16 protein-coding genes are annotated in these 16,709 nt (G+C 39.8%); 6 read left to right on the top strand and 10 right to left on the bottom strand.

Features of this window, described 5'->3' with window-relative positions; translation table 11 throughout:
- Window positions 1–42 precede the first annotated feature (42 nt).
- From METTI_RS09325 to METTI_RS09305, 6 genes are all read right to left on the bottom strand, one after another.
- Window positions 43–1,302 carry an ABC transporter permease gene (locus tag METTI_RS09325; protein WP_023845567.1) on the bottom strand — a complete coding sequence of 420 codons (1,260 nt, stop codon included), beginning with the start codon at window positions 1,300–1,302 and terminating at the stop codon, window positions 43–45.
- On the bottom strand, window positions 1,299–2,645 hold the full coding sequence (locus tag METTI_RS09320; RefSeq protein WP_245596106.1) for a COG1361 S-layer family protein: 1,347 nt from the start codon (window positions 2,643–2,645) through the stop codon (window positions 1,299–1,301). Before METTI_RS09320 ends, METTI_RS09325 begins: the two co-directional genes overlap by 4 nt.
- Window positions 2,646–2,686: 41 nt before the next feature.
- Window positions 2,687–3,442 (bottom strand): ABC transporter ATP-binding protein, encoded by a 756-nt coding sequence (locus METTI_RS09315; protein ID WP_023845565.1) that lies wholly within the window; start codon window positions 3,440–3,442, stop codon window positions 2,687–2,689.
- Window positions 3,443–3,543: 101 nt separating this feature from the next.
- The gene (locus METTI_RS15805; protein ID WP_023845564.1) at window positions 3,544–3,720 is read right to left on the bottom strand and encodes a hypothetical protein; all 177 of its coding nucleotides are present in this window, start codon (window positions 3,718–3,720) and stop codon (window positions 3,544–3,546) included.
- Window positions 3,721–4,189: 469 nt separating this feature from the next.
- Window positions 4,190–5,155 carry a helix-turn-helix transcriptional regulator gene (locus METTI_RS09310; RefSeq protein WP_023845563.1) on the bottom strand — a complete coding sequence of 322 codons (966 nt, stop codon included), beginning with the start codon at window positions 5,153–5,155 and terminating at the stop codon, window positions 4,190–4,192.
- A gap of 38 nt (window positions 5,156–5,193) precedes the next feature.
- Window positions 5,194–6,123: a hypothetical protein gene (locus METTI_RS09305; protein ID WP_023845562.1), complete on the bottom strand. Its 930-nt coding sequence runs from the start codon at window positions 6,121–6,123 to the stop codon at window positions 5,194–5,196.
- A gap of 148 nt (window positions 6,124–6,271) precedes the next feature.
- On the opposite strand from METTI_RS09305, the gene METTI_RS15960 reads away from it, so the two are divergent.
- On the top strand, window positions 6,272–6,418 hold the full coding sequence (locus METTI_RS15960) for a hypothetical protein (RefSeq protein ID WP_211232189.1): 147 nt from the start codon (window positions 6,272–6,274) through the stop codon (window positions 6,416–6,418).
- Between the two features lies 1 nt (window position 6,419).
- On the opposite strand, the gene METTI_RS09300 is transcribed toward METTI_RS15960, so the two are convergent.
- The 3 genes from METTI_RS09300 to METTI_RS09290 all read right to left on the bottom strand — a co-directional run bounded on the left by METTI_RS09300 (window position 6,420) and on the right by METTI_RS09290 (window position 8,875).
- On the bottom strand, window positions 6,420–6,659 hold the full coding sequence (locus tag METTI_RS09300; RefSeq protein ID WP_048135343.1) for a hypothetical protein: 240 nt from the start codon (window positions 6,657–6,659) through the stop codon (window positions 6,420–6,422).
- A gap of 467 nt (window positions 6,660–7,126) precedes the next feature.
- A complete protein-coding gene (locus METTI_RS09295) occupies window positions 7,127–7,939 on the bottom strand; it encodes a helix-turn-helix transcriptional regulator (protein WP_023845560.1) in 813 nt (270 codons plus the stop codon).
- A gap of 36 nt (window positions 7,940–7,975) precedes the next feature.
- Window positions 7,976–8,875, bottom strand: a complete 900-nt coding sequence (locus METTI_RS09290) for a hypothetical protein (protein WP_023845559.1) — start codon at window positions 8,873–8,875, stop codon at window positions 7,976–7,978.
- A 776-nt stretch (window positions 8,876–9,651) separates the two neighbouring features.
- Between METTI_RS09290 and METTI_RS09285 the strand changes: the two genes are divergently transcribed.
- From METTI_RS09285 to METTI_RS09275, 3 genes are all read left to right on the top strand, one after another.
- Window positions 9,652–10,722 carry a hypothetical protein gene (locus tag METTI_RS09285; protein WP_023845558.1) on the top strand — a complete coding sequence of 357 codons (1,071 nt, stop codon included), beginning with the start codon at window positions 9,652–9,654 and terminating at the stop codon, window positions 10,720–10,722.
- A gap of 97 nt (window positions 10,723–10,819) precedes the next feature.
- A complete protein-coding gene (locus METTI_RS09280; protein ID WP_023845557.1) occupies window positions 10,820–11,440 on the top strand; it encodes a hypothetical protein in 621 nt (206 codons plus the stop codon).
- A gap of 512 nt (window positions 11,441–11,952) precedes the next feature.
- Window positions 11,953–12,672 carry an NAD(P)-binding domain-containing protein gene (locus METTI_RS09275; protein ID WP_023845556.1) on the top strand — a complete coding sequence of 240 codons (720 nt, stop codon included), beginning with the start codon at window positions 11,953–11,955 and terminating at the stop codon, window positions 12,670–12,672.
- Window positions 12,673–12,794: 122 nt separating this feature from the next.
- On the opposite strand, the gene METTI_RS09270 is transcribed toward METTI_RS09275, so the two are convergent.
- On the bottom strand, window positions 12,795–14,387 hold the full coding sequence (locus tag METTI_RS09270) for a glutamate synthase-related protein (protein WP_023845555.1): 1,593 nt from the start codon (window positions 14,385–14,387) through the stop codon (window positions 12,795–12,797).
- A gap of 431 nt (window positions 14,388–14,818) precedes the next feature.
- Between METTI_RS09270 and glnA the strand changes: the two genes are divergently transcribed.
- Both glnA and METTI_RS09260 read left to right on the top strand, forming a co-directional pair.
- Entirely contained in the window at window positions 14,819–16,147 is a 1,329-nt protein-coding gene (glnA, locus tag METTI_RS09265) for a type I glutamate--ammonia ligase (RefSeq protein ID WP_023845554.1), read from the top strand.
- A 7-nt stretch (window positions 16,148–16,154) separates the two neighbouring features.
- Window positions 16,155–16,658 carry a GNAT family N-acetyltransferase gene (locus METTI_RS09260; RefSeq protein ID WP_023845553.1) on the top strand — a complete coding sequence of 168 codons (504 nt, stop codon included), beginning with the start codon at window positions 16,155–16,157 and terminating at the stop codon, window positions 16,656–16,658.
- The last annotated feature ends 51 nt before the right edge of the window (window positions 16,659–16,709 follow it).

Raw genomic sequence — 16,709 nt, 5'->3', positions numbered from 1 at the left:
GGAGAGAAATCTTAAGTTTTGTTTTTGCTTTAACTTACTGGCTTATTCGTATCTCAGCGCGTCAACCGGCTTCATCTTCGAAGCATTGTATGCCGGTATGATACCTGACAACACTCCAATGAATATCGCAATGGATACACCCAGCACCATCAGATATGGAGCAACGGTCATACCCATGGATGAACGCATCATGGAAATTCCAAGGTACGGCATCAGCATGGTCAGCACAAGACTTAGCAATATGCCCAGCACACCTCCTACAAAGCCTACCAGTGCAGAGTTGAACAGGAATATCATTAGAATATCTCTGTTCTTAGCACCTATAGCCTTCATTGTTCCTATTTCCTTGGTTTTTTCCATTACTGATGTGAACATCGTATTTGCAATACCCACAGAACCTACAAGAAGTGAAACTCCTGCTATGGCTCCCAGGAATATTGTCATGGACTCCATCATCTCACTGGCAGATTCTGCCCGTGATAATGAATCTGAAACAGAGAAGTCCCTGTCATCTTCGTCCATGATACCTCTTGACAACATCAGGCGTTCTTCGATGTCATCAACAACTGTTTCAACGTAATCTACATCAGATGCCTTGACTACAATGGTATCATATACATCATCTTCTGCGTCTTCAACGATTTCGACTGCTGCATCTATCGGCATGAAAATTGAATTGTCATCTTCATCTTCTGCCAGTATACCTACGACCCTGTAAGATTTGCCTTCAATGGTTAGCACACGGTTAAGGCCTACTTCATCGTCAAACATGTCATGAGCTATACCATATCCTATGACCACAACGTTAGCATCAGAGGCATCCAGCAATCTGCCGGATTCCAGGTCATAGGTTACGGTGTACTGCCATACCTGACTATCGACTCCTGTCACCGAAAGATCCGCAGTTTCACCCATGAAATACACTTCCAGGTCACTACCGGATATCTCTCCATAGATGTAATCTATGTTGCTAACCGCTTTCAGGGCCTGTATGTCCTTTTTGGTCAACTCGGGATCATCGTCATCAGATGAGGAAGATGAGCTAGTTGAACCACCGGATCCAGGCGGACCTCCTCCTGGCCCTCCTGCAGATGCATGGGAATAACCAGGAGTTACCTGAATCAATGTAAGGTCCATATCTGCAAATTGTTCTTCCATATCTGCAGCCATACTATCACTCAGTGCCATGATTGTGACAACTGATCCTACACCTATGACGATACCTATTATAGTGAGCCAGCTTCTGATCTTACTGTGAACCAGGATGTTAGTAGCGAGCTTGATATAGGTACTGCGCCTCATTGCTTTTCCTTCTTCAATATCTTAGCCTTGAGATTCTTAAGCTCTACGTTGAGTGGAACATAGTTGCCTTCTTTCATCATCTTCTTCTTTCTGTAATTGAATCCTACAAATACTACTATAAGTACAACTGCACCGTACAACAGGTAGCTGTTAGATGATGAACTCTGACCTCCTGGTCCACCGGACATTCCAGCTGCCATTGTGCCACCGGTCAATTCCTCGATCTGAACTGCCTTTTCCACAGTGTGTCTCTGACCTGCAGAGTCTGTGTATTCGATGTTGACAAGAAGCTCAGTCTTTGCTTCCATTTCTTCCTGCATGGCTGCCATGTCTTCTTCTGTCATCTCACCTGGTTCTGCACTGGCAGTTCCATCATCAGAATCTTCACCCATAGACGGCATTGAACTGGTCTGGCTTATAGTGAATGACGTGATTGTATAGTCACCTTTCTCAAGGTTACCTACAATTGTAGATGTACTTCCTGATGCCTGGAAATTGTCCTGTTCCGGTATGGATACCTTCACAGAGTAAGCCTCATTATTACCCACATTTGCAAGGGATAGTGAAACTTCTCCTTCATCACTTTCTGAGTAACTCAGGTCAAAGTCAGTGGTTCCTCCCACAAACATTCCGGCCTTTGTTTCTATTGTTGTAGTGTTAGAGTTGTAATCCTGGAATTCAAGAGTAATATCGAGCTGGTAAAGTCCCGGATCCGCATTCACATCAGCCATTACAGAATAAACAACTGTGGCTGAATCGTTGACTCCTAGGTAAGTTATGTACTTGGTGTTGGATGAGTATACCGGAAGTATTACACCTGTGGATTCATCCCATGAGATTTCCATATTCTTGAGTGGAGATGAACCTGTGTTGGTTATGACAAACTCAAGGGGTTCCACAGTTGCAACATCTATGCTGGAATCACTTATTGTAACAATCTGTGCGTATTCCTTACCCTGTACTTCAACTTCAAGGGTTGTTACTGAACTTGAATCGGACTCACTGTCCTTTACTATTACATCTACATCATAAGTTCCATCTGAAACATCAGAATCAACTTTCAACTTGAATTTAAGATAAGTTGCATCATCCTCGTCCTGACGGGCTTCCATGTAGGATACTGTCTTGGACAATGATTCACCGGATACCTGTGAAAAAGGATAGTCGGCATCGATAGTAACTGTTACATCAGAAAGATCATTGCTTCCCTCGTTCTGGAGGCTTACTGTTAATTCTACTGTTTCACCAGGTCTTGCAGGATAGGGACTCTGTGACATAAGGTCTACATTCACCCCTGAAGCCCCGGCGTTCATACCTGCTGCTGCTATATTTGTTAATGGCAACAGCAAAACTAACATTAATAATAGGATTTTTTTCATTTTTATCACATTGCTTCATGCTTTATTATCTCTATATTATCGACCAATCCGTCTTTGATGTGAACAACACGATCTGCATATTTCGTTAATTCAGGATCGTGGGTTATCATAATGATAGTCTTACCTTCTCTCTTGTGAAGATCACTTAGGAACTCAAGAATATAATTTCCCGTTTCACTATCGAGATTACCAGTTGGTTCGTCAGCAAGTATTACTTTAGGGTCTACTGCAAGAGATCTTGCAATAGCAACCCTCTGCCTTTGTCCTCCTGATAACTGTGAAGGAAGATTGTATTTTTTATTTCCAAGACTCACTATATCAAGAAGCTGCTCTGCTCTTTTCCACGATTCATCCGGATTTGCTTCCTGGAATTCAAGAGGTAGCATCACATTTTCGATGGTGTTCAATGTAGGAAGCAGGTTGAAAGTCTGGAAAATGAATCCAATTAGCTGACCTCTGATCTGGGCAAGTTCGGATTCTTTCATTTTGGAAATATCCTTGTTGTTGAGTTCAACAACTCCCTTGCTTGGAAGATCAAGGCAGCCCAGCAGGTTCATCATTGTACTCTTACCGCTTCCACTTGGACCAAGTATGACTACAAATTCACCATGCAGGATCTCCAGATCAATACCTTTTAATGCCGCAAACTCGACTTCTCCCATTTTGTAGATCTTCCACACGTCTGTCAGACGCATGAGAGTGTCAGGAGTGCCATTTTGCGGCTGTTTTTCTTGTTCAGTATTATTGAGATTCTCGTCCATGATATACCTCAAATCATTCCCGTTTTTGTTTTTATATTGTACAATAAATATCAACAATTGAATATAATTGTGCTTACTTAAATTTACTCTAAAGTGACAACTTACCTTTTCCCCATATGGATTATGGGGGAGATTCTGATCAAACGGCTCATCTGTTCTGGATTCAGTTTTCTGCACAGAGAATCAACTGCATTTTCATGTCCGTTTGTTCCTTTCTGTTCAGCAGAACCGCCGGTAGTTTTCTCTTCAAACATAATCTGCATGTTATTGGTGTTCATAATTCATGCCTCTGTATCGGATAAGAGACACCTGACGGATAGGTAGCAGGTGTCTCTTACACGAGTGGGGGTTGTTGGTTGTTGGTACATTGGTGGCACCAGGCTGGATGTGGTTGGGGTTGGTGCCACCTTAGCTTGGGTGGTTACCTGTCAGCTCACTGCTGACAAGCAATCCCCAAATTAGCAGTTTTAAATAAAAGCATACTTATTTCAAAAAGAGTCGAAAATCCCCATAATTAACCAATGAAGCTTTATAGAGATTATAATAGAAAATAAACGATTTATAGAATATTAAAAAACTTATCACAAATATATAACGCCATTAATCCTGTTTAAAAGAGATAAAAATGAATATTACACATAAAAGATAGTTAGGATTAAAATTACAAAAAACATGAGATATCAGAGTAATAAGTGAGGATAATTATATCCTTAAAACTATCCTTTAGATTACCCTGATAAAATGATATTATTTTTCAGATTCCACAAGGAAAAGAACATTTCCACGTCCTTTCTTGAATTTCTGGATCTTGCCCCTCTTCTCAAGATCAAGAAGCATAAGACTTACCTTTCCTTCTGAGTACTTCAGGCGCTTACGCATATCTTTCTGCGTCATTCTTCCACCCTGGGATTTCAGTATATCCAGTATTTCCTGAAGGTCAGCGGGAACGGGTTCGTTAGAAATATCCGGTTCCTGAGTTGGTGCGGACACAGATTCGGGCTCTTCAGGAACTGATTCAGTTTTTATGGCAGAAGAAGTTACTTCTTCCACTGGTTCCTCAGCCTCTGGCAAAAGTTCTGCAAATTCACGTGTTTCCTGTACTACAACTGTCGGACTTGAAGTTTCGATTTCAAATGCCGCTGCTTTTTCCTCTTGTTGAACAGGTTTTACTTCAATTTCTGAAGGAACTTCTGCAGTAACTTGATGAGCTTGTTCCTTCTTTACGGCATGTTTGGTAGACTGAGGCTTTTGTTTCATCTGGGATATAAGAAGAACAAGAAGAATAACAATTACCAGTATAGAACCATAAACAAGAGAATTACTGTTGGTACCTGATGAACTTTCGATATTGGAAACTTCAGACTCGGTTTCATTGGAACTTGAATAGGAAGGCACCAGTAACAGATCAAGAACATAGCTTCCTTCCTCAGAAACTGTGATTATATCCTCTGCATAATAAGTAAGCTGATCGTCCTCATAATAACTTGCAGTAATCATGTATGTACCATTTGCAAGTTCAAAGGAGTAGACTCCATACTGAGCCACCATTGATTGTGTTGGTGTTGAATTCACCTCAATAATAGCATTATCAAGAGGTTCAAATGTACTCCATTCATAGGCTACGCCATGCACAGTTGCAATATTAGCTGCAGATCCAACACCTGTCAGCATCAGGATAATTGCAATAAAGCAAATTAGATATACTGGTTTCATGTTACGCAACCCTGTCATTCCTGAACCTTTCCCCAATATTAATCACTCTCAAATATTGGAGTCATCCATACATTTTCTTTTCCTTCAAAGACATCACTATCAAGATAATAAGTACCATTTCCTACAAGTTCTGCTTCACCATTACCGTTTGCGGTCAGAACTATCCTGTCTGCCATAATAGCAACCGTGTAAGCTGAACCGGACATCGAAACATTTCCGGTTACATCACGATATGATACCATTGAATGCGGCATTATCAGATCAGGTGACCCATCTCTTTCAGGAGCAAACTCCTGCTTGTAATCAGCCTCTGTATCTATTACAAGGTCACCACTAAAGTCAACTACTGAGAATTTACCGTCTGACAGGAAGAAACTCAGGTCAAGGTCGCCTGATAGAATAGCAGCACCACTTCCTTGTGAACTCAGTGTTGCGTTTGTAAAAACAACCGGACCTTGCAGATATTTCTTAATTTCATCCAGTATTGGTTTAAGCTCTGAATTTGCCTTTATGATACTTTTTCGGGACTCTGCCAGATATTCCTGCTTTTCAGATTCTGAAGAGGAAGTCTTTGCCATTTCAAGAGAAGACCTGGATTCAGATACAAGATCAGAATAGCTGCCAATCATACTTTTAAGCCGGGAAACATTTTCTCCTTTTGTTTCCAGTTCCTTGCTTGCATTTTCAAGCCTTCGGACCATTGACTCGGATTTATCTATATTATCTTCTAGGAAGCTTTCTTCGTCCACTACCTGATATGAAGAAAACATATGCGTTACCATGAAAACTTCTACAGGAGAAGAATCCCTGTCCAAAGGAGGCATGGGACCATCTCTGTGATCATCTGGCCTGTAATCTGAATCCGGCCTGTTGTCCGGATATGGAAAAACATCATCAGAATCAGCCAAACCTGAAATTACAACCATTAACATAAGGATAATTAATACTGTAAGAGGCATTTTTTTCATTGATGATCACATCTTCAGGAGCAATTAACTATAACTACGTATCTCCGATTTTACAAAGGTAACAGATATCATGTGCCTTAAACGTTTTCTCTGTTTTAATTGATTTTATTTATATAAATAAATAGTTGTGAACCAATTGCCAGAGAAATTGAATAAACAGACGAAAGAAGGACAAAACAAAGCATATGAAGTACTAAAATTTTTAAAAGAAAATATGCCTCGGGCCGACAAAGCAGAAAATGGCCGCAAGACAATAAAAAACAAGCAAGGATTAAGCAAAGCAAAGAAGAAATAAATCACCACATGAAATCCTTTTTTGCTGACACACTGTCGGAGTGGGATCTGAAAGCATCATTGTCCTTAAAGCCAGGATCACATGAGGATGGCTCAGAAGACTTGCGGAGCTTTTCAGAATTAAGCTGCCTTATAAAACCGGATGCAACATATACCCTGTCGGGATAAATGGCCTGGGCACGGGTTGCTTCCTGAAGCCTTGAGTCAATGAATTCCTTTAAGGTATCTTTCATATCAGACAAAATATTCACCTTTTTACTCATATCGATTAAGAGATGCCCCGGATAGGATGGGCACCTCTTAAGCGAGGAGGGGGTTGTTGGTACAGTGGTGGCACCTTAGGCTGGATGTGGTTGGGGGTTAGGTGCCACCTAAGTGGGGTGGTACCCTCCAACGTATTAGTTGTCGGGCAATTCACCAATTGGTAATTTTAAATAAAAGCATACTTACAAGAAAAAGGATTATTCATAAAATATGGACATTAATACTTTATAGCCACATCTAATTGAAAAAAAAATGTAAATAGAGCTTTTAACACTTATCAGAGCTACCTGAAACCTTCAAAGAGCACATACCCCCTCTTTAATAGTGGTAATATCATTCAATATTCTGACATTGATTCAGATATATCCTGCCCAAAAGGAGGTGATTACTTAAAAATAGCCAAAAAACGCAAAGAAACAGGTATTTGTCCATTGTATCACCCAGATCAAACTTCCATTCCTGTTAGAAAGAGGAGATTACCACGGCCTTTTTTCACTTTCTTTATAAGACCTTTTTTTTCGAGTTCCAAAATCATTACACTTGCCTTACCTTCAGAGTAACTCAGGTGTTTACGTAATTCTTTTTGCGGCATAGTTCCACCGGCTGAACGAATAATATCCAGTATTTCCAGGTGCTCAGAACTCAAATTTACTAATGCTTGCTGTGACGGCATTTTATTGTATGGAACTTTATCTTTTGAAGTGACAGGAGCTGAATGAGCTTTATCTGTCTTGTTTACATGAATATTAAAAACATCATCCGGTTTTTTCTTTACAATATCTTTTTCCTCGGGACTTCGTATCTTGAAAATGATTGAAAGAAGCAGTATCAAAATGATGATACCAAATACTATCAAAAGGCTAGAGGAAGAAAGTGAAGGAGTGGAGCTAACGGTTTCTTCTGTGTCATTAGTTTCATCCGAATATGAAGGAACAAGAAGAAGGTCAACAACATAATTTCCTTCGTCTGCAATCGTAATGTTTTCCTCATCATAGCAGATGAGATCGCCATTTACGTAATAACTTGCAGTGACACAATAACTCCCTTGTGGAAGCTCAAAAGAATACATCCCGTATTTTGCAACCATAGATTGCACAGGTGTGGAATTTACTTCAATTACAACGTTATCAAGAGGAGCAAGAGTACTCCAGTCATAAGCCACTCCGTGAACTGTTGCAGTGTCCTCTGCAGCAGCGATTGGAGACAAAAGAAGAAGAAGAAGGATGGTGATGCAACCTGCACAGGATGTCACTTTCATGTTACACTACCATCCAGAGGTGGTTTTATTTCATTGTCATACGGTTTCAAATATAGGTGCTAACCAGACTCCTTCCTTTATTGAACCGGAATCATCCAGATAATAATTACCATTACCATAGAGCTGGATTTCTCCAACACCTGTTACATGGAGAGTGGTATTGTCACCCATCACAGCGATTGTCATTCCTGAACCTGAGAGGCTAACGTTGCCCTGAACATCCACATATGATATCATATGATGAAGATCCTCACTCACTGAAGTTGATACTGCGGATTCGGTTACCATATTCAGATTCATTAAGCCATCTGTGTCTACGGACATATCTCCTTCAAAGTCTACTACAGAGAACTTTCCTGAAGACATGCTGAGATTTACATCCAGATCACCGGTGAGAATCATTACTCCGCTTCCACTTGCGTCCAGACTTTCATTTCCTTCAAGTTCAACAGGTCCCGGCATATAGTTATGCATTGCCACAAATATCTTTTTCAATAAGATATCTGACTGAACCATATTTTCTTTGGATAATTCAACGTATTTCCTTTCCTCTGAAACTGAATCAGCACTGTCTGCCTTTTCAAGATATGAACCGGCATCTGAAACAAGTGATGAATAATCTGCTACCATTTCCTCAAGATCGCTCACATCATTTCCTTCCGTTTCCAGACGTTCTATTGAGTCTTCAAGACGAAGAATTATTTCATCGGATTTCTGTATATTATCTTCCAGAAATTCATTTTCATCCTGTGGCTTCAGTTTTTCTTCTGAAATAGAAGAGGGCACCTCTTCATATAATTCTTTATTGATATATCCTGGCTGGCCGGAAGACATTTTGGGACCTTCCTTGCCTGAATGCCTGTCAGAATCTGACAGACCTGATATCAATACCATCAGTATGAGAATACCCAGTATTATAAGTGGTAACTTCTTCACGGATATCACCTCATCTGGTTATTCTCCTGTTGTGGTATTCTATATAGCATATTTAACATAGTATAATGCACCTTGACGTTTTTTGAATTACACTCTGAATTGGGAGATTAAAATATAAACATACTTAAAAGGAAAGAGATTTTCTGAAAAATAGTAAGCAATAAAGTGGCATTTTAAGCTTTATGAAGCTTTTTTGACAATGAAAAACAAATTTAAAACTATATTAATAGCTAAAAATAGATAATAGCTAATAAATTATCTTTTTAATCAGAACAGAGATATTTTAGAGATATTGTGAAATTGCTTGATATAATAATTTCTGAAGAGAAATGAATAAAAGAACCATATCGAAATAATGATAGAAATAATTATGAAATGAACCTGGCATTTTATTGATTATCTGAAAATTTCAAAAACTTATTACCCTATCCCAATTGAGATTGAACAAACATGGACTGACAGAAAAAACTGATAATATCTGGGAAATACAGAAATTCTTTTTTCTGCCAGAGAATTCTATCATACAGATTCCTGCAGACACATTAGCTATGTCCTATAGAAAAAATTAAACATACTTATTAATTTTAAGTGTTTCAAAGGTTCTCTTTGATAATAAACCTTTATGGAAGTTTTATTTTTCAATTTAAAGCCATAATTGAGCTTCTTTTTATTAAGTATCCTTATATTTAAGCCTGCAAATCTGGAAAATGTCAGAAGCACGCCAATAATTGAGGAAATTATCTGGCAGGGCAGAGAAAAAAGGAGAATCAGAAACAATGAAACACAAAATCCTGAAAGTACTGGCCTGTATTTCATTGGCAGCAATGGTGTTAGGTGCTATAACACCAGGTGCCTTTGCCGATGAAACAGGAACAGCCGATGAAGCGAAAGAATTCGGTGATCATAAGATGATGCACGGTCCTGGAGGAGCTCCTGAAATGGGAGACGAGGACATGGAAGCACCAGTCTTTGACAGCGAAGAAGAAGAGATGGAGTTCCTTGTAGAAAAAGAGACTGAACACATCACCAAAAGAATCGAAATGCTAAATGAAAAGCTTGCAGAAACTGAAGATGAAGAAGAGCAGGCAGAAATAGAAGAGCAGATAGCTGAACTCGAGGAGCTTCTTGAAGACATTGAAAGTGCAGAAACACTTGATGAACTAAAAGAAATACTGGAAACAGCCAGAGAATCTATGATGACGGAGAATCCGGTAAAGGGTGAAAGACCGGAAATGGAAGATATGGAGTTCGCTTCAGATGATGAAGAAATGGCATATCTTGTAGAAAGAGAAACTGAACACATCACTAAAAGAATAGAAATGCTTGACGAAAAGCTTGCAGAAACTGAAGATGAAGAGGAGCAGGCAGAAATAGAAGAGCAGATAGCCGGACTTGAGGAGCTTCTTGAAAACATCGAAAGTGCAACAACTCTTGATGAGCTCAAAGAAGTTCTGGAAGCAGCCAGAGAATCCATGATGGAAAACAAGCCTGAAAAGGGTGAAAAACCGGAAATGGAGAAAATGGAATTTGATTCAGACGAAGAGGAAATGGAGTTCCTTGTAGAAAGACAAACAGAATCGATAAACAAGAGACTTGAAATGCTTCAGGAAATGCTTGACAATATCGATGAGATAGAAGATGAGAACATCACATCAGACTCAATAGAAGAGCAAATGACTGAGCTTGAAGATCTTCTTGCAGATATCGAAAGTGCAACAACACTTGACGAGCTCAAAGAGATTCTGGAAGAATACAGGGAAAACAACCCTCAGCCACATGGACATGGAGGAGAACACGGACCTATGAGCCATGCTCCTGAACTTGAGGAAGAGGTAAGCGAAGAGTAAGAAGAAAAGGAATAGTCTGTGATATAATCACTACCACCAACCTCTATGAGATAGGATTTATTCCTATCTCATATACTATTCTTAAAGGAGTTTTAACATGAGAAGAGAGTTAACGATATCATTTGCTTTACTAATGATAATGTTCAGCACCGCCATACCAGGTGTTTATGCACTGGAAGACAGCGACAGCATGGAAAGGCCGGAAATGGATGCTGCACAAATGAAAGAAATGACACTTGAAATGATAGAGAACAATATAGATGCACTTACCACCCTTCAGTCTGAAACAGACGATGATGACACATTAGAAGCCATAGACAGTCTTCTTGAACAGATGGAATCACTGAAAACAGAACTTGAAGATACAGATGACGAAGATGCTGTTGAGGACATAATGGAAGATTTCAGATCATTGATGGAAGATGCACCTGATGAAGTACGTGAATCCCTGGTGCAGAATGGGCCTGGCGGCGAAGGCGGCATGGGAGGCATGGACGGTGAAGGAATGATGGGTAACGGAACCATGCAGGCACCTGAAGGAGCACCAGATGGAGAATTCCCTGGTAATGGAAGCATGGATGATGGAACTCAGATGGAAAGGCCGGACAGAGAATCTGCAGAAGATGATTCCGGCAGTTCAGATTCCACTACAGACTCAACTGAAGAAAGTACAGGACTTCTCAGTGGTCTGATCAACATGCTTAAGTCATTGTTCTGAAACAATGACTTTTATATAATCCGGGTTTGCCTGATATTTACTATATTCTCCTGATATCATTGATCAGGCAGACCTTTTTTCATAATATTCTATTTTTAAAAAGAGTTTCTTAATTTATTTTGAGTGAAAATATATACAAATAAGTTCTTTTTAAACTGCCCATTAAGACTTAGATAATGTTCATAACTAAACTTACATTGACAATATTACAACATGTCAAATGATATTGGTTTTCTGATTGATATCTTGCTCTGATAAGTTATATAATGCAGTATCATATATAATATAACATATACTAACTGACTGAGATTTAACTATTATTTGTTTGATATATGGTGCTGATGGAAAATTTGAAGGAGCTTTGAATTTCTGTTGTTAGAACGAAATTAACAGGAGTTACTATAAATACCATGACACTGATTAACACAGTCTATTACTCTCTAAGGATAATACCAAAAACATTAACATACAATAGATTATGGTAATATTCCACTTACAGCAGGAGAAATGTCATGAAAATTGCAATACTTGGAGGCACAGGTAATATAGGCAAGGGTTTTGCACTGCGATGGGGCCAGAAACATGAGATAATCATTGGTTCCAGAGAACAGGATAAAGCCAAAGCGGTTGCATCAGAATACAATGAAATACTTGAAAAATATGGTCATAAAACAAGTATTACAGGTACTGATAACAAAACAGCTGCCGAAAAAGCAGAGATAATCGTTGTTGCCATTAGGTATAACCAGCTTGCTCCTGTAATGGACCTTATAAGACCTGTCATAGAGAACAAGATCGTCATCAGTGTCGTTGTTCCCATGGAGAGGAATATGTGTTACATAAGTCCGGGAAGCAGTTATCCAAGAGCTCCCATAGAGAGCAAGGATTTCAATACTGAGTATTTCTGTTTCTCAATGCCTGAACTTGGTAGTGCCGCTCAGGAAATTTTTACCATGATACCTGATAACACTGAGCTTGTGGCAGCTTTCCACACAGTACCTGCAAGAAAACTGGCAAACCTTGACATGGAACTTGATTATGATATTGGAGTATGTGGTAACTCCATGCATGCAAAGGAAATTGTTTTTGGCCTTGTAAATGATATTTCCAACATGAGGCCACTTGACATCGGACCTCTTGAAACTGCAGGAATGATTGAGTCCCTTACACCACTGCTTATCAACGTTGCCGCAAGAAATGAGATGAAGGATGTTAGTCTGAAATTCATCTGATTGTGGTTCTGATTTTTTTCATTTTTTAATCAATCACTTCCCGGAGAAAACTGAAATCGAATGAGGAAGTGAACTTATCATGCAAGATTAAAAAAGAAAAAGTAAGCATTAAGCTTACTTAATTATCCGTCAAGAATCTCTTCTGCAATATCCCTGTATGCCTCCATGACATAATCTATGCCGGAAACCTTTGCTGCCTCTTCAGTAAGTGCCATGAGGTCTTTGCGTGAGAGTGTGTTGGTATTGAACCTTCTGGAACCTGCCATTAGCTGCTGGAGTCCTACCTTTGTTTTCTGGGCGTATGAGTAAATACCAATAGCACCCAGTGGGATCTCATCTATGTCGCTTCCATAACGTTCCTCGAGTTCTTCATAGTGAACAAAGATCTCTTCCTTCCTGTGTCCAAACTCGGATACCGTCTTTGGAAGATCTCCATCTTCAAGCCATTTACCGATGTTCTTACCAACCATTCCAGGAATCATCAGGCCACGTCCCATACATACGGCTTTGAAATATGGAGCTCCCATTGCCATTACCTTATAAATCCCATCCTCTGTTGAGAATCCACCGGCCATTGCAAGGTCTGGTACTCTCTTGCCCCTGGAATTAAGTTTTTCTGCAAACTCATATACAAGCGACTGCAGGTAGAATGTTGGTGTTCCCCATTCTTCCATCATAGGCCATGGGCTCATTCCGGTTCCACCTGGTGCACCGTCATATGTCAGCAGGTCAATCTTTGCATCGGAACTGTACTTGAGTGCCATTGCAGTTTCTGCCATTGAATAAGCACCGGTCTTTAAAGTAATGCGCTTAAATCCAAGATCTCTTAGCCTGTCACACTCAGCATGGAATCCTTCTTCAGTTACAAAACCAAGCCTTGAATGTCTTTCAAATTCTCTTATTGCACCTACCTTGTAGGCTTCCTGTACTGATGCAAGTTCAGGATCAGGAGTGACAATATAACCTCTTTTCTTAAGCTCGATTGCACGGTCAAGTTCTTTGACCTTTATTTCTCCACCAATACATTTTGCACCCTGTCCCCATTTGAGTTCAATGGTGTCCATTTCATGTTTGCCGGAAAGGTATTCTGCAACACCAAGATTTGTATCTTCCACATTCATCTGCACCAGCATTTCACCGTAGCCATCGTAGAACTTCCTGTAAAGCTCAATCCTGCGATCCATCTCCGGAGATTCTGTGACAAGCCCATCACTGCCTCTTTTAAGACCAGGATCTATACCACAAACATTTTCACCACAAACTATGGTGACACCTGAAATTGCCGCACCAATTGCAAAGTGTTCCCAGTTCTTTCTTGCAATTTCAGTAGAACCAAGTGCCCCGGTAAATATCGGAACCTTCATCTTTACTTTTTTGTCCCATCCGTATTCAGTTTCAGTACTGACGTTTGGGAATCGTGCAGTTTCAGGACCTGGCACCATATCATCTGGCATACCTATGGCTCCAACAGCATATCCCTGGATATTTATGTGGGAGTAGTCTATAGGATAGTCTTTATCTGCACCAGCTGTGACCTCTCCGAAAGGTCCGGGGTACAGGACTTCACGTCCCCTGAAAGATGATTTAAATATTTCACAGTTGCCACGACATCCATCAACACAACGTGTACAGAGTCCTGACATCGGTACCACGCTTTTTGACCTGTTGAAGGTCTGAGTAGCGTCATTAGAGTTTGGTCTCCTAAGGTTACCCATGTTTTAGTCACTTCCTCTATTTTTACGATACTATTATCAAGCCGGTCTTCCTACCTCCGACCCTTTCCTAACCATCCTGGAAAACTAATAGTAGGATTACGGTTGGCTTGTGCAAATATATAAAGATTTTTATTTCCATGAGTGTTTACCAGGAGGATATCACCATCCAGCAACTGCTTGCTGACTTCTCATATATACAAATACCTATGTATAATTACCAGAAAATATAAAGTTAGCATATATATTATGCCTCAAGTAGTAAAATAACATATTCTTGTTGAACTAAAACTTATGTTATTTTGAAAACTACAAACAATATTCCATATAAAACAAATATTCATACAGCAAACTATAACTTCATGAACTTAGATAGCCTAAAATAATTTTGCATTGCATGTGCAAGATATAGAGGAAGAATAGCAGGCGATCAAATGATAATTTGCAATAAGGAAGACGTTATCAAAGCCATTGAAACTAATAACGTGAAGTTTATACGTTTGCAGTTTACGGACATACAGGGAGTTGTCAAGGATGTTGAAATCCCTGTTACCCAGATAGAAAAAGCATTAACCACAGGAATATCCTTTGACGGATCATCAATAGAAGGTTTTGTCAGGATCGATGAATCGGACATGGTCTTAAAACCAGACATTAAAACTTTTGCAATACTTCCCTGGAGTAAAGATAAAGGTGGAGTGGCAAGGATAATATGCGATATAGAGATGCCAGATGGAAGCCAGTTCAAAGCTGACCCACGCTATGTTCTCAAAAAGGTAATGAAAGAAGCTGAAAAGATGGGATTTTCCCTGAATGTAGGCCCTGAACTGGAATTTTTCCTTTTTGAAAAGGTCGATGGAAAAGCAACAACAATCCCTCATGATTATGGTACGTATTTTGAATTTGCACCAACTGATCTTGCAGAGGATATCAGAAGAGAAATTGTTCTGACACTCACTGACCTTAATTTTGATATTGAAGCATCCCACCATGAAGTTGCTTTTGGGCAGCATGAAATTGACTTTAAATATGGTGATGCCCTGACAACAGCAGACAATGTGATGACTTTCAAGTATGTTACAAGGACAATCGCAAAGTTACACGGCCTTCATGCCACATTCATGCCAAAACCAATTGCATCGGAGAACGGGTCAGGAATGCATGTAAACCTCTCACTTTCAAAGGGAGAAGAAAATGCATTTTATGATCCGGACGGTGAAATGGAAATAAGTGATACCACAAAACAGTTTATTGCAGGTGTTTTGAAACATATCAAAGCCATATCCTGCATCTCAAATCCACTTGTGAATTCATACAAGAGACTCATCCCCGGATACGAGGCTCCTGTATATATTACATGGTCAGGTGCAAATCGAAGCTCCCTGATACGTATCCCTTCCGCAAGGGGAAAAAGTACCCGTGTCGAACTGAGAAGTCCGGACCCTTCATGCAATCCATACCTGACTTTTGCAGCAATTCTTGCGGCAGGACTTGACGGTATCAAGAACAAGATTGATCCTGGAAAAATGATGGATTACAATGTTTTTGACCTGACAAAGCAAGAGCGTGTTGAAAGAGGAATTGAGACTCTTCCCTCAACTATCAATGAAAGTGCAGACTACCTGGAAAAAAACGAACTCCTGAAAGAGACTCTTGGTGCGCATGTCCATGATAACATTCTGCGTATTGCAAGGGCAGAATGGGATGCGTACAGAACCCAAGTGCATGACTGGGAGATTCAGCGTTACCTGAATACAATATGAAAAACGTATGAAGCATATTTATTCCATTCGGGAAGCAAAAAAATCAGACAATTTGCATGTTCAAAGATTCATTGAACTTGTCGACCATGATTTTTATCCTCCCCTGAGCCAAAGGGGAGGAGGTATTCCCGAAAGAGTCCGGAGATGCCTGGACACTCCTGAAGCGAACTACCTGATTGCCAGATTAAATGAGAAAGATCTTTCCGATCTACCTGGTGGAATTATAGGAATGATAGGATGTACAAAGAACTGGAAAGATGAAAGCAGTGCCTATGTGAATTTCCTTGCGGTTCATCAGGAATATAGAATAAATGGAGTCGGTAAAGCACTAAACAGAGAACTTGAATTGTTACTAGGAAAACAAGGATTTAACAGAATCTATCTTTGCACATGGTCAAGCAATCCTGCTGCAATGAATTTCTATGAAAAACTGGGATACAGCGCCTATTCTGTTGTGTTGAATCATAGAGGAAAGGGAGTTGATACTATTTACTATAAGAAAAAAATTTAAGATGCAGTTATGATGCAAAACAATAATATATCATCAGAGTCTCGATAAGAG

Source organism: Methanolobus tindarius DSM 2278 (assembly GCF_000504205.1).
Classification (GTDB): domain Archaea; phylum Halobacteriota; class Methanosarcinia; order Methanosarcinales; family Methanosarcinaceae; genus Methanolobus; species Methanolobus tindarius.
The sequence above is the reverse complement of the archived record's forward strand: the minus strand, read 5'-3'. Positions and strand labels throughout refer to the sequence as shown.